General features: G+C 41.5%; 10 protein-coding genes and 1 pseudogene. 8 read left to right on the top strand and 3 right to left on the bottom strand.

The features are described 5' to 3' along the window. Positions 1-56 precede the first annotated feature (56 nt). Together FQ608_RS27950 and FQ608_RS00910 are read right to left on the bottom strand one after the other, a co-directional pair. A pseudogene (locus FQ608_RS27950) lies at positions 57-991 on the bottom strand (HAD-IC family P-type ATPase); the annotation flags it as partial. Then, positions 936-1109: a cation transporter gene (locus FQ608_RS00910; protein WP_158855924.1), complete on the bottom strand. Its 174-nt coding sequence runs from the start codon at positions 1107-1109 to the stop codon at positions 936-938. The pseudogene FQ608_RS27950 and the gene FQ608_RS00910, both read right to left, overlap by 56 nt. 296 nt (positions 1110-1405) lie before the next feature. Between FQ608_RS00910 and bshC the strand changes: the two genes are divergently transcribed. The 3 genes from bshC to FQ608_RS00895 are packed head-to-tail and all read left to right on the top strand — an operon-like array spanning position 1406 to position 4064. Further along, positions 1406-2974, top strand: a complete 1569-nt coding sequence (gene bshC / locus FQ608_RS00905) for a bacillithiol biosynthesis cysteine-adding enzyme BshC (RefSeq protein WP_158855923.1) — start codon at positions 1406-1408, stop codon at positions 2972-2974. Continuing rightward, positions 2964-3542 (top strand): 5-formyltetrahydrofolate cyclo-ligase, encoded by a 579-nt coding sequence (locus FQ608_RS00900; RefSeq protein WP_158855922.1) that lies wholly within the window; start codon positions 2964-2966, stop codon positions 3540-3542. The genes bshC and FQ608_RS00900 overlap by 11 nt, the downstream gene beginning before the upstream one ends. A gap of 24 nt (positions 3543-3566) precedes the next feature. Further along, positions 3567-4064 carry a hypothetical protein gene (locus FQ608_RS00895; RefSeq protein WP_158855921.1) on the top strand — a complete coding sequence of 166 codons (498 nt, stop codon included), beginning with the start codon at positions 3567-3569 and terminating at the stop codon, positions 4062-4064. A gap of 78 nt (positions 4065-4142) precedes the next feature. Here the strand turns inward: FQ608_RS00895 and FQ608_RS00890 are convergent, their stop codons facing one another. Next, on the bottom strand, positions 4143-5306 hold the full coding sequence (locus FQ608_RS00890; RefSeq protein WP_158855920.1) for a PQQ-dependent sugar dehydrogenase: 1164 nt from the start codon (positions 5304-5306) through the stop codon (positions 4143-4145). A 529-nt stretch (positions 5307-5835) separates the two neighbouring features. On the opposite strand from FQ608_RS00890, the gene FQ608_RS00885 reads away from it, so the two are divergent. From FQ608_RS00885 to FQ608_RS00865, 5 genes are all read left to right on the top strand, one after another. After that, a complete protein-coding gene (locus tag FQ608_RS00885) occupies positions 5836-6255 on the top strand; it encodes a hypothetical protein (protein WP_158855919.1) in 420 nt (139 codons plus the stop codon). Positions 6256-6275: 20 nt separating this feature from the next. Continuing rightward, on the top strand, positions 6276-7778 hold the full coding sequence (locus FQ608_RS00880; RefSeq protein WP_158855918.1) for an LruC domain-containing protein: 1503 nt from the start codon (positions 6276-6278) through the stop codon (positions 7776-7778). 375 nt (positions 7779-8153) lie between these two features. Beyond that, on the top strand, positions 8154-11054 hold the full coding sequence (locus tag FQ608_RS00875) for a T9SS type B sorting domain-containing protein (RefSeq protein ID WP_158855917.1): 2901 nt from the start codon (positions 8154-8156) through the stop codon (positions 11052-11054). A gap of 107 nt (positions 11055-11161) precedes the next feature. Then, positions 11162-12136, top strand: coding sequence for a PorP/SprF family type IX secretion system membrane protein (locus tag FQ608_RS00870; protein WP_158855916.1), 975 nt, complete (start codon positions 11162-11164; stop codon positions 12134-12136). Between the two features lie 2 nt (positions 12137-12138). Beyond that, complete coding sequence (locus FQ608_RS00865; protein ID WP_158855915.1) at positions 12139-14502, top strand: OmpA family protein; 2364 nt, start codon at positions 12139-12141, stop codon at positions 14500-14502. The last annotated feature ends 180 nt before the right edge of the window (positions 14503-14682 follow it).

The following is a 14682-nucleotide window of genomic DNA, read 5'->3' as shown; positions in this document are numbered from 1 at the left end:
AGTGGTGTTGTTTTATACAATGAATTATTGGGAAAATAGAGTAAAATATCTGGATATCAACGGCTATAGTTAAGACGTAGACTGTTGGTTACTACTGATACATAACTCAACTCCATAGCTGCCCCCGCTATCATAGGATTCAATAGAAATCCAAAAGCAGGATATAGGACTCCCGACGCAATGGGTATTCCAATAATATTATATATAAATGCCCAAAACAGGTTTTGACGGATGGTGTTCACCGTATTTGCTTACAAACGCAATAGTTGGGGTATTTCGGTAAGGTTAGAGTGCATCAGCGTTACCTTGGCAACCTCCATGGCAATATCTGTGCCATGGGCCATGGCGATGCTCGCTCTTTGACTCAATTCCGGCAAAAATGCCTCAAGGCTTCCTGCCTGGATGGTATTTAGACCAGATAACCTCGTGCACGATTGGTTTTCCTTCAGTAATGGTTCCGGTCTTATCCAGTACCAGGGTGTCAATTTTTTTCCCGTTTCCAAACTTTCGGCATCCTTTACCAAGATACCCATAGACGCTGCCTTCCCCATGCCTACCATTATGGCAGTAGGCGTAGCTAGTCCTAGCGCACATGGACAGGTGATGACTAACACCGTAATCGTAGCCAACATTCCCATCAAATAGGCGTCTTGAACACCGCTTATGCTCCAGATATTTCCACTTAAAAAGGCTACTGCCAGCACTATAGGTACAAAATATCCAGTTATTTTGTCCACTGTCTTCTGAATGGGTGCTTTAGACCCTTGGGCTGCTTTTATGCGGGGAATGGTGTCTGAAAGCAGAGTTTGATCAGCAGTATGGGTACCAATAACCTGAAGGCTGCCTTGTTGATTAATGGTGCCGGCGAATTCTTTCTTCCCTTATTTTTATTGAGAGCTAAAGGTTCTCCGGTCAACATGCTTTCATCGACATAGCTATCTCCTGCCGTTACTTTTCCATCCAGAGGAATCTTTTGCCCTGGCTTTACCAAAAACACCTATGGATTGGATCGCTTTTTTTAATGTTGACAAATCTACCTCCTCTTTTTCGAGGACGACCTGTGCGCTTTGGGTGGCATAGTTGACCGAAGCGGATCGAACCCCGTCCATGTGGGAGAGGATGGACTATCGATTTAGCCATGGGATTTCGGGTATTTGATATTTTGTTACAAATTTAACTCCTTTCCTAATCCGGATATGTATAGAATTTTTCGAATTAGTTATACCCGTTGTTATTTAAATGTAATGGATCGGCGGACAAAAAGACATTCACCCGCTTTCATAGCATTGGAAAATTAAAAACCAGTAACTTTACCATTCCTGTAAAGGAAGCGGTGGTATGAACTATCCACCTTCTTATCAAGTTTAATCACCATGTCTTCCAACAATAAACTGAAAGTTCATTCATGAAGAAATCTACTGTAGAGCCGGCCTGTACCGGATTGTTTTCTCCACTATTTTTAGATTATTTGGATCAAAAAGAAGCCACCGCTTCCTTGTATACAGTTTATCCCAGCCTTGAGAATTTCAGGCAACTTCTGGATAGGCGAAAATTCGATTCAAAAAATCGTGCAGTTTTGGTGGATGTATTGGCAGAGCAGTATCGTGGATTGGAAAGCAGGGAAGCTGTAAATGAAAACATTGAACTTTTGGCCAAAGAAAACACCTTTACGGTGACCACCGGACATCAGCTTAATTTAATGACCGGGCCGCTTTACTTTATTTACAAAATTGTATCTACCATCAATTTGGCCAATAAGTTACGGCACGAGTACCCCGATAGGAATATAGTCCCTGTCTATTGGATGGCTTCGGAAGACCATGATTTTGAAGAAATCAACCATTTTGTTTTTGATGGGAAAAAATATACTTGGGAAACAGATCAAAAGGGAGCTGTCGGGGAATTCGAGTTGGACAAAAACTTACAAGATCTGTTGGCCAAAATGCCGTTTGTCCCTGATTTCTTTACGGATGCCTATCGGGATTCAGCCAACCTTGCCGAGGCTGTGCGTAAGTATGTTCATTATCTGTTTGGCGAAGAGGGGTTGGTAGTCGTAGACGCCAATAATCCACTTTTGAAGGCGTTGTTTGCTCCTATCATAAAAGATGATTTGTTGCATCAACGGGCTAACACATTGGTTCAAGAACAGAATAATAAGCTTGAAAAGCTTGGATATAAGCCGCAGATTTTTCCAAGGGAAATAAATTTTTTCTATTTAACAAAAGGGCTCAGAGAACGTATAGTATACCAAGAAGGGTCTTATCACGTGATGAATACCGATATTACTTGGACTGAAGAGGAACTCATGGAAGAATTGAACCATTTTCCGGGGAGGTTTAGCCCCAATGTGGTGATGAGGCCATTATACCAGGAGTTTATTCTTCCCAATGTTGCCTATTTGGGCGGACCTGCTGAAGTCGTGTATTGGTTTCAACTCACTTTGATATTTGATCATTATGAAGTGGATTATCCGGCCGTGATGCCTAGGAATTTTGTGGTAATTGTTCCCAAAGTACTCCATCGAAAAGTAAAAAAGCTGGAATTGGCAGCAGCGGATATTTTCAAACCGATTGATCAGTTACGTATTACATACACATTGGACCATGCTGAAGCAGACCTGAGTTTGGATGAAGAAAGAAAAGTTTGGGAAAATCTGCTGGATCAAATAGCTTCAAAAGCGACAAAAAGGGACCCTACTATTGGAAGCTCAGCGAACGCATCTAAGGTTCGTGGGTTGAAGATATTGGACCAACTAGCCAGAAAATTACGTAAGGCAGAAGAAATTAAGCACAGCACGGCGATCCGACAGCTGAGAGATATCAAGGAGGGTCTTTTCCCGGGAGGCGTTCCTCAGGAACGAAAACTGAATTTCTTAAATTTTTATCTTGAAAATCCGAATTTTATCCAAGAGCTACTTCGGCAGCTGGACCCATTGGATTTCAATGTTGTAGTATTGGAGGCTGATGAGAACTAAAGGGGAAATTCGTTCCCACTATATTAAAAAACGAAAGGACCTTGGAGCGTTGGAGCGTCAGCGTTTATCGCAGAAAATTGCCGATCAAGCAATACTTTATTTGTTAGAAAATCAGTGGGTGGAGCACATACATGTGTTTTTACCTATTCAAAAACTGTATGAAATAAATACTTGGTTGCTTATTCAGGAAATGTTTAACTTGCGAAGGAATGTGTATACCTCTGTCACCGATTTTGACATGAATGTCATGCGGACGGTTTCAATAGATACACATTCTGAATTTACAACAGACAAATTTGGTTTACCTGTACCTATAAATCCATTATTTATTGGAGAGGGGCAGCAGCTGGATTTGGTCTTTGTTCCGCTTTTGGCATTTGATTTGAAGGGGGTGCGTGTGGGGTATGGAAAAGGTTTTTATGATCAATTTTTTGCAACAATGAAGGGGGATGTCCGCAAAATAGGCTTGTCTTATTTTCCAGCGGCGGATTTACTTCCCCAAGAAAGTCACGATGTTTTATTGAATGGATGCATTCTGCCGGACCAAGATTTACATTTTAAAAATTAACAGGTTAACTAAGATTAAGGTTTTATGGAAAAGAAATTTATCATTGTCGCAATGGCCTTTTTGGCTATTTTGTTTACATCAGAAGTAAGGGCACAGTCTTATGCCACAGGAATAGGGTTACGCTCCGGAGTGAGTAACGGGCTAACCGTAAAGCATTTTATTCAAGAGAATGTGGCATTGGAAGGTATACTGCACACGCGATGGAATGGATTGGTGATTACAGGTCTGTATGAAGTACACAAGAACATATCAGAAGTTAGAGGACTAAGATGGTTTTATGGAGGTGGTGCACATATCGGATCGTGGAATGGACGAAGAAGCGACAGGAGAAATCCCCCTTGGGCCGATTCAGACTTTAATGGTGCTACCGTTGTAGGTTTAGATGGCATTATTGGGTTGGATTATATATTTACAGGAGCTCCTATTAATTTGTCCTTGGACTATAAGCCTGCATTTAACTTGACCAACAATGCTGGATTTTGGGGGGATGAAGTTGCTTTGTCTATTCGCTTTGCTTTTTAAAGATTTAAAAAATTAAACCACAAAAAAAGCTCCCAACAAATCGCTGTTTGTTGGGAGCTTTTTTTGTGATAGGATTTTTTAACCCTGAGGTATCAGTTTTATCAATAATCCGGTAACCTCAGTTACCGCATAGATGTATCCGTCGGGACTTTGGGCAACGTGCCTTACCCTTCCGATGTCCTGGAATAATTTTTCCTCTCCCACATAAACTTTACCATTCAATTCTACACGTGCGATGTGCTGTTTGGCTAGCGCACCTACCAAAAGGTTTCCCTTCCAGTTGGGATACTTGTCTGAGGTGACAATAGTAGCGCCGCAAGGAGCAATAGAAGGTCTCCAGAAGTGTATGGGCTGTTCCATTCCTGATTTGACAGTATCTTCAGTGATGATGGAGTCATCGTAGCCAATGCCGTAGGTAATCTCCGGCCAACCGTAATTCTTTCCTTTTTCGATCAAATTAATTTCGTCTCCTCCTTTGGGTCCGTGTTCGATGCCCCAGATGAGGTCATTGGCTTTGTCATAGACTAATCCTTGTGGATTCCTGTTGCCATAGGTCCATATGGAAGGGATGGCACCCGCTTCATTTACAAATGGATTGTCGGTTGGGATCCGACCATCATCATGGATCCGGTGAATTTTGCCATGTGAATTTTTAAGGGTTTGGGCGTTTTCAGGATTAGCTCCCCGTTCGCCGTTACTGAAGTAAAGAAAATTGTCCTTGTCGAAAATTATTCGGCTCCCAAAATGTCTTCCCCCTTCTACAGCGGGAGTAGTTATAATAAGATCTTCTTGTTGAACTAAAGAATTTCCTTCAATCTTAGCGCGCATAATTGCGGTAGCACCGCCACCTTCTACAGGTTTAGCATAAGAAATATAGATCCAACCGTTTTGGTCATAATTTGGGTGAAGTTGAATATCCAGTAAGCCTGCCTGACTGACTTCGTGAACGGCCGGTACTCCCTCTAGCTTATTCCCTGTGAAGGTGTCGTTTTCAAAAATCAGGATTTCACCTTTTCTTTCAGTTACCAACATTCGGCCATCTGGTAGCCAGGTCATGCCCCAAGGATTTTCCAGTTCAGTATAAAGGGTGTCTACTTTGATAATGTGTTTTTCTGTATTAACCGCAAAGGAATCTACCTCCACCTTATCAAGCTCATTGCTCGATCCCGTTGTTTTTTCCTGACAGGCAGCCCAGAGGAAAGTGGAAATCAGAAGAATGTGTAGTGTTTTTTGGAATTTCATAGATTAGTTTTTTAATAACTGCAAATATAATGAAATAAAATCATTATTGTTTTGGTAAGACCAATTCGATTAGCGTAGCTTACCAACATAGAGATATAAAGGTTTGGATTAAATGAATGGTCACTAACTCCTTTAATATGGGCGTAAAAAGCAAATATAAGCTTATTAACCATTTACAGTTAATAAAAAATGTATTTGATAAACTGAAAATTGCTGAATGACAGAATTAAGTATCATTATATCTATATAATCAAAATTAAATTTTATTTATTCAAGTTTTTTATTTAATTTCATCACACCAACAGTACTTGTGGAAATCATCCCACCCAGGCAATCCGTATATCGGAACAACGTACCCGAATTTAAATCCGAATCCCAGAATCCGTTCACAAGGAAAAAGTTTTAACCCTAAATATTTAGCATTCAACCCCAGTATAGGTCGATTGATCGAATATATCCCAACCAAAAATAAATCGTGGCGATATTTGAATCAGAAAATAAACGACAGCTAACAAATAATCTCATTAAAATGAAAAAGGCAATGAATAATTTTTGGAATGGAATAGTAGGCTTACTGCTTCTTGCAATGCTACCTTCCTGTTTACCGGAAGCTATTGAAGACAAACCTATATTGGAGGATGGTGTGTCCACGCTTGTAGCCAGTCCTACATTTGAGTGGGCTACTACGAAGTCGGTGGAGATTAAATTAAATGGGCTGACGCTCCCTGTAGACATCTCTCGAAGACTTACCTTAAAAACGGCAGATGGAGATATATTCTATGCCAATTCCCATAACATAAAAGACGATCTTACGCTTCGATTTTCTCTGCCAAACCATGTTAGCCAAATCAAAATGGTCTATGGTACATTGGAAAAGACACAGGATATCAAAAACCAAAAGGTAGTTTTTGATTATGTAGTGGAAATAGATAACAGTGACATTAAATAACATTTTTAAAAAAAAATAAAATGAAAAAGCTATTTATAATACTATTTGCGTCGTTTTTTTCAGGCGCTGCAAGTTTTGCTCAAAATTTTCTGACTGCAGATGCTGAGGAGGGAAACCGGGATGTTTACTTTGCGAAGTGCTGGTCAATGGGTGGGATTTCAGTAAGTAACAATTCGTCCACATTAATTGATGGAAGTTTCAGTTTCCGAACAAATCAATTGACAAACAAAAGTAATACAGCAGCTTGGATCACGTCTCCATGGATGTTGTTGGAGGCTGGCTCGATAACCTTCAAAACAAGGCTTGACGGTGAAGCGGGGGGCAATAGGGATATTTTAATTCAGTATATCCCCTATGATGCAAACGAAACGGATCATGGCCACGGAGCCGCGGTGGAGTTTGATAAGTTTGATTTTCCAAATCCGATTAATAAACAAACCACCATTCACGAGGTCAGCATAAAAATACCTGAGGAAATTATAGGCACACCGCATAAGATTTTCATCAGTTTTGTAGGTTCGGGAGGTTCTGCCCGTGCTGGTTTAGACAACCTAAAGATTCCCGGCAAATACAGTGCGGATCCCTCAAATGCTTGTAAACCTTTGGAAGAAACGCAGCCTGACAGCGATGGAGACGGTGTGATTGATGAAGAGGACGACTATCCAAATGACAAATACAGAGCATATAACAACTATTTTCCAGCCAAAGATTTCAGTACCCTAATGTTTGAAGATTTATGGCCATCCTTGGGGGATTATGATTTCAACGACTTGGTGGTAGATTACAGTATCAACCGGGTCACGGATGCGAAAGGAGAAATAGTGGAAGTAATTGTAGATCTTAGAACTAGAGCTGCTGGTGCTGGATATAGAAACGGTTTTGGTATTGAATTCACCGGCATTGACCCATCGAAAGTAATCGAAGTAGAAGGAACAAAAATTAAAGGCGGCTCTATTCATAAATTTGATGAAAATGGGTTGGAGTCAGAGACAAAATACGTCACTGTGATTGCTTATGATGATGTTTACAATGTGCTGCCTCATTTAGGCCAAGGAACAACTGGAGTAAATACAACTCCGGGGGGCCCGTTTCAAGAAATTAATTTGCAGCAGATTGTCATTAGATTCAAAAAGGATGGTGAAGTTGGTAAAGGAGGTCCGGTTTATTTGACAGAGATTGGTTATGACAATTTTAACCCCTTCCTAATAGCCAACCAAAAGAGAGGATATGAAATACATCTTCCTGGTAAACAGCCCACAGCTTTGGTTGATAAGAGTCTATTTGGAACAGCAGATGATTCTTCCAGTGAAGGAGCGAAAAGTATGTACCGAAGTAAAAATGGAAATCTTCCCTGGGCTTTGGATGTGACAGAAAACATTCCCTACTTGAAAGAGGGATATAATTTTAACAAAGGATACGTAAAGTTTACCGAATGGGTAAAATCTAACGGTAGCCAATATGAAGATTGGTATCTGGATAAGTCAGGATACAGAAATAGTGAAGCATTACTAAATATCAAATAGTTAGTTAAAGGTTGTTTGCGTGATTAGTGAAGGTGGAATGGATTCTTTTTAATTGAAACAATAAAGAGGCCTTCTCATCTGATTATTGAAAGGAGTTAGAATTGTGCAGTAGGGAATAGATGGGAGATGGTAGGGGGACAGAATATAAAAATATTCTGTCCCCCTTTATTGTCCACGATTTTAAAAAAAATGTGTATGTTTACATTGATGTAACTTGATTACACCTTTTTAGGATGGTTTACATCATGGCAATTATCGATTTTAATAATATTTTAGGTGTTTGATTAGCAATTTACAGCGCAAATCAAACAAATGTTTTTACGAATAAGTAAAGGTATGAAGAAAAATTACAAGACCTCTGGAAGCACTTTTTTAATGAACATAAAACGAGTAATTTACCTTTTTATTGCTTGTGGGCTTCTAGTAATGACAGATCTACAGGCTCAAACTGTAACTGTCACAGCCACGGAGAATAATTTACTCATCGAAAGGTTGACACTGGATGTCGACGGAGTAGAAATTGTCCAGACATCTCCAACTGGGAATGTGAATCCTGCTCCATTTGACTCCCGCGTACTTATCAAATCGCTGGAGACGAATGATGGGAGGAAAATTTTTGCAACTACCCGGAGGCCTACGGTGACTAGGCTTAACCCATTGTTGGGTTCTCAGGAAATAGAACCAGCTAGGGTACAAATTGTTAAATTTGACGATGAGATCATAAGCCACCGGAGCCCTGATTTTTTAGCCGGCTTTGAGGAAGTTGTTTCGTCTCCTGATCTACGATCTTATTGGGATATTGGTGCTCAACCATCTATACCAGCAGGCGAAGCTTTTGCCGATTTAATGTGGGCTGACCAAGTAATCACATCGGGATTTCTTCTTTACACAGAAAGAAATGGTAACTCAGCGACTGATTTTATAGCTCTTCGAGCAAACGGGGATCCAATTCCTGGAGCCAAAATTATCCAGGTGAGAGGTTGGCAATGGGATACAGGAGTGAATCACATTACGAATATACCAACTCAAACCCAGTTTTTAGTTCTTTTTTCTCCCATGATTTTTGAATCTCAGGAACCCATTCACGGGATTCGGGTAATCAGCGTCGACGAGCCGGATGGTAAAATGGTGTTTTTTGTGAACGCGTTGTTTGCAGCCTCTGATTTTGCCTTTAGGGTTAACTCTGAGACCGGGGAAGATGCAGTAGTAAATATTTTCGAGAATGATGAACTGAACGGTTTTGCGTTAAACCCTATTGATGTCCAATTGACCATTGTTGAACCATTTCCGAATAATACCCTAATTCTTAATCCCAACGGGGATGTGGATGTTCCGCCGAATACAGAGCCGGGACTCTACAAGATGGTTTACGAAGTAAGAACTGGGGAAGGAGAAGTCTCCAGAGCTACGGTCAGTGTGCAGGTTATTGAATACCGGCCTTACGCCTATGATGACAACGTTAGTCTTGATGATAGTTTTGGACTTGAGAATGCGGTTAATGTAATAGACAATGATTCTTTGAACCTTCTTCCCACCACTGTGGATGAGTTGATTTTAACTGAAGTAACCAATGCAACTAATGGTATATTAACCCTAAATGCTGACGGATCAGTAGATGTAGCAGAGGGAGTTCCCAGTGGGACTTACACCTTAGTATATCAAATCTGTGATAGGGCGAATCCCGTAAAATGCGACCAGGCTACTGTTACCGTTTTTGTGAATGAAACTGTTATCACAGCAGTAGATGATGATTTTGGGATGATTAATGTGACTAGAGGTGGTCAGATTGGAAATGTTTTGGACAACGATTTACTTAACAACGAGCCTGTGGATAAAACTAGGGTTTTTGCTGAATTAACTGATTCGGCTGGACTTACAGGTGTAACCCTATCGCGAGACGGTATTCTAACGCTACCTGTTGACCTTCCCGTTGGAATCTATACGCTTGAATATGATATTGTCGAAACCGTTAATCCACTTAACAGAGATCAGGGACTTATAACATTCGAGTTAGTTAACCCTAATATCTTTGTTGTCGATGACAACGCTGTCACCAATCAAAATGAATCGGTGAATATCGAAGTTCTGATTAACGATGATATTGCCGTAGGATCCCTCGACCCAGAAACCCTTACAATCACTGTTAACCCATTGAATGGAACAACAGTTGTTAATTCCGATGGAACTGTTACCTATACGCCTAACGACAATTTCTTTGGGGAGGACGAGTTTACTTATGAGGTTTGTGATGGGACTGACCGATTAATATGTGATACGGCAATTGTAAGAATAACAGTTAGACCTATTCTGTTGGAGTTAGCCAAGACAACCGATCTTACAGAGATACAAGTCGGTAGTATGCTTACCTATACTATAGAATTAACCAATAATTCAGTTTTTGATTTGGTGGACGTTACTGTAACTGATGCATTGCCTTCTGGATTTATGTTTTTATCTGCCAACCCGGAGCCGATCTCTTCTGATACTTGGGAGATTGCGAGCATTCCCGCAGGAGGTTCTTCTTCTATTATTATAGAAACAATGGCAACGGCTCCTGGACAATTCGTGAATTCGGCTCAGATTGCCATCGGACCCTATACGGATGAAGTAACGGCATCTCCGGTAGTAATCGGACAGAGGGGAGTAGATATTGCAATCTCCAAAACTTCTTTTGGCATTGAGATATTCGAGGGAAATGATTTTGAATATGAAATAGAAGTCACCAATTCCGGAACTACCGAAGCCAATCAAATACTTGTCACGGACAACTTGCCAAGTAACGTGGAATACGTATCATTCTCCTCTTCCGGATTTGACGGTACTCCTACGGTAAACGGAAATGCGATATCTTGGACTATTCCATCCTTGGCAGCTGGGAGTTCGCTTACCTTTGTCATTCAGGTACGTGCCCTACAAGCCGGGCCAGTAACTAATACGGCAAGCCTTTCCGTACCGGATGATCAGGTGTTAGTGTCCCCGGGAGCAGCGGCAACGGATACTAACCAAATCAGAGCCTTCTTTATACCTAATGTGATAACTCCAGGCAGGCTGGATGGTAAAAATGATCAGTTTGTCATTAACGGTATAGGAAGGTTTGCGAGCAATAAGCTGACTATCTTCAACAGATACGGTGATCATGTGTTTGAACAGGACAATTATGCTAATAATTGGTCAGCAGAGGGACTTACAGGGGGATCATACTTCTATGTTTTGACCACGCAAGACTCGGCAGGAAATGAGCAGACATTTAAAGGTTGGGTTCAGGTAATTAAGTAAGAAAATAGAGTGATCAGGACAAGCACCAGTCGGGCAGAAATTCGATTCCGGTGATTTGCTTGTCTTTTAGGATTGCTTTTGGATAGCGAACGAAAAAATACAGATGAATGAAACGCACTTTTAGAATTTTAGGCATTGTATGGCTGCTAGCAATTACAGCAGGGGAAAATGTCCACGGGCAGCAGCTCCCGCAGTTCAGCCAATACATGTTCAATGGACTCCATATTAATCCGGGATATGCGGGCTATAAAGGAGAGCATTATTTGCAATCTACATATAGAAGCCAATGGGTGGATTTTCCCGGAGCACCCACTACCTTTACAGTGACTGCGGATTTCAGTGCCAATGAAGGAAGGATGGGGTTTGGAGCCTCATTTTTATCCGACCAGATGGGACCTGCCAAAACCAATGGAGCTATGATATCATATGCCTATCGAATACAGACTGGATCGGAATCTTTCTTGGGCTTTGGAGCAAGTGGTGGGGTAGTTGAATATGCCATAGACGGAACCATGTTTAACCCCAACAATCCGGATGATATCGATGTGCCTCAGGGGGTGGTGAATATCTTTACCCCCAACCTGAATACAGGGGTATTTTTCCATATGCCATCATTCTATGCGGGAATTAGTGCCTATAATTTAGTCGGGAGAAACAAATTGGCAGATGAGGCGATTTCGCTGGCCTACCATGATGTGCACTATTACCTCACTGCCGGAGGATTGATCCCACTCTCTGATGCGGTGACTTTCAAACCTTCATTTTTGGTAAGGCATGCCAACGTAGGGCCTAGCAACGTTGATCTTAATGCCATGCTATTGTTTATGGAGAGGTTATGGGTTGGAGCATCCTACAGGACCAATGTGAAAGTTGGACAGGAATTATTACCGGCCAATCTTAGTAATAGAAATGCCGTTGCATTTATTATGGAGCTGTTTGCATTGGACAATTTAAGGCTGGGATATGCCTACGATTTACAAACCAATGTATTGAGTGGTCTCAGGAACAATTCACATGAATTTTCCATCGGCTATTACATCGCACCCAGAAAAGTCACTATGAAAAACCCCAGATGGTTCTAGATATGAAAAAGATTTTTACACTGATAGCCGTATTGGCCCTTTCAGCTACCTTTTCTTGGAATGCTTACAGTCAAAAAGGACTATTGAGATATGCTGACCACAAACTGGAGCAGGGAAACTACTTGGAAGCGGGACAGGGATTTGAAAAAGCCTATTCAAGGAAGCCAACTTATCAGGCTGCCGTGGGTGCAGCAGAAGCGTATAGTAAGCTCAGGGATTACCAAAAGATTTATCAATGGCGGAAAAATGCCGCCTCATTTGACGAAGCGGATGCTGATGATGTCCTGTTTTACATCGCCGGTGCCAACCAAGTGGGGAATTTGGAGGAGGTAAAATCTGCTTTGGATTCGCTACGGGGTAGGCAGTCGGGACCTATTGAGCACCTTCAGCTTGATTCACTAAGGCACTGGTACACCCATCCTTCAAATGCCGAGATGGTAAATGTGCCAGCGATCAATACCGCAAGTTCTGAATTCGGAATGACGAAAGATAACCGAGGCAATACGTACTTTTCTTCGGATAGAGGCACTGCGGCTCTTCCCATAAAGCGGGCCATTCGAATCGATAAGGGGCATAAGTATTATAACCGCAAAGCTGATTTTACTGGAAGGGATTTTTTGGGAATCTATAAAGTAAATTCGGAAGGAGCTGTAGAAGAGTATGTTTCCCCAGTTCCGGATGTATTTCACTTGGCAGATCCCTTTTTTATGGAATCGAAGCCTGTGGTGTTCTATACGGTAACTAGAGCCATAAAGAAGTCTAAAAATTATGATGTTTATCCCGAGGTGTATTTCAGTCAGTTGGATGATGCCGGAAAGATGACAGATTACACAGCCTTTCCCGTTAACTCCGCCACTGACTATGGGGTGATTTCACCCTTTGTGGACGAACAAGCCAAGCGGGTTTACTTTTCTTCCAATATGGAAGGTGGACAGGGTGGGTATGACCTCTATTATGTTTCCTATGATGAAGACATGAAATTCGGTGATCCGGTTAATTTGGGTGCTGTAGTTAACACTCCAGGAAACGAAAGGGATCCTTACCTGAATGAAAACAAATTCTATTTTTCTTCGGACGGGCATATTGGTCTAGGTGGATTGGACATGTTCGTGTCTCATCTGGAAAATGGGGATTTTCGCGGAGTAAAAAATCTGGGAATTCCCTACAACTCTCCTCAAGATGATTTTGGCTTGTATTTCTCTGGTGAGGGAGATGTCTATTTAGCTTCAAACAGACCTGAAAGCCGGGGCTTGGATGACATTTTCCTGATGGCGGAGCTATATAAAAGATTTCAGGCCCGAGTGCAGGGATGTGATGGAGAGCTGATAGATGGTCAATTGGAAATTCTGCTAATGGAAGGCAAAGACCGGGTTAACAGGGAGACTTCCCAAGATGGAAAAGGATTCTTCAGTGCTGAACTTGCACCCGATGCTGATTTTGAAGTAGTCATACGAAAAAGTGGTTATTTCGCTTTAAAAGACAATCAGTTGACAACCAGGAACCTTCTTGCGGAGGAGTTGTCCAAAACTTATCAACTTGTCCGTATTCCATATCAAACGGCTGTGTACGTGGATTTGGTGTATTATAATTTAGATGAATCTGCCATAAGAGAAGATGCCGAAGGGATTCTTGCCAAAGTGGCAGAGTTGCTAAAGTCCTATTCATTTATTGATATTTCTATACGTTCTCATACTGACGCACGTGCGTCGAATGCATATAATGAAGCATTGAGTGAACGTAGGGCAAATGCAGTAAGAGATTATTTAGGCCAATTTGGTGTGGCCAGATCGAGGGTCCGTTCAGAGTGGTTTGGAGAGGAGCAATTGGTCAATGACTGCGGAGACGGAGTTCCCTGCCCAGAGCCGGAACACCAGCTTAATCGGAGATCCGAACTGATTTTATTGGCTTTCCCAGAAAAGGATAGGGCATATGACATGCCACCTGAGTTGGAAGGGATTGATCTTTGCGACATATCCAATATACAAGTTCCAATGGATATGCCTACTGTATACTTTGGCTTTGACCGTGCGGATTTAAAACCGGAGGATAAGCAAGCTTTGCAACGTGTAGCCTTAATGCTGGAAAATATGCTGACTCAGCGCCTTGCCATCAAAGGACATACTGATAACAGAGGAGGGGATAATTACAATCAAAAACTTTCTGAGAAACGGGCTTTGGTTGTAAAAAAATACCTTGAAGGTAGGGGTATAGCCTCTGACAGGATAGTCTATGAGTTTTTTGGCAAGTCCAAACCCATCAATGACTGTGATGCCTTACCCTGCACTTCTGAAATGCACCGCATCAACAGAAGGACGGAGCTTTCTCTTCCTGAATTGAATTCCAATTGGATGAAGGATAAAGAGTAAAAGGTTCGAAACTTTTAAACCAAATAAAAAAGCGGGAACATCTTTGAAAGATGTTCCCGCTTTTTTTACCCAGGGTATCGTTTTCTAAGCGTCTTATTTTTTTTTAACCTTCGTACTGACATGCAAAAGAGTATCTACCTTCCGATGTCTGCTACTAATGAGCGCGTTGTTTAGTTAAGC

It is taken from the genome of Lunatibacter salilacus (genome assembly GCF_009797935.1).
Classification (GTDB): Bacteria; Bacteroidota; Bacteroidia; order Cytophagales; family Cyclobacteriaceae; genus Lunatibacter; species Lunatibacter salilacus.
This window is presented reverse-complemented; position numbering and strand designations above follow the sequence as displayed.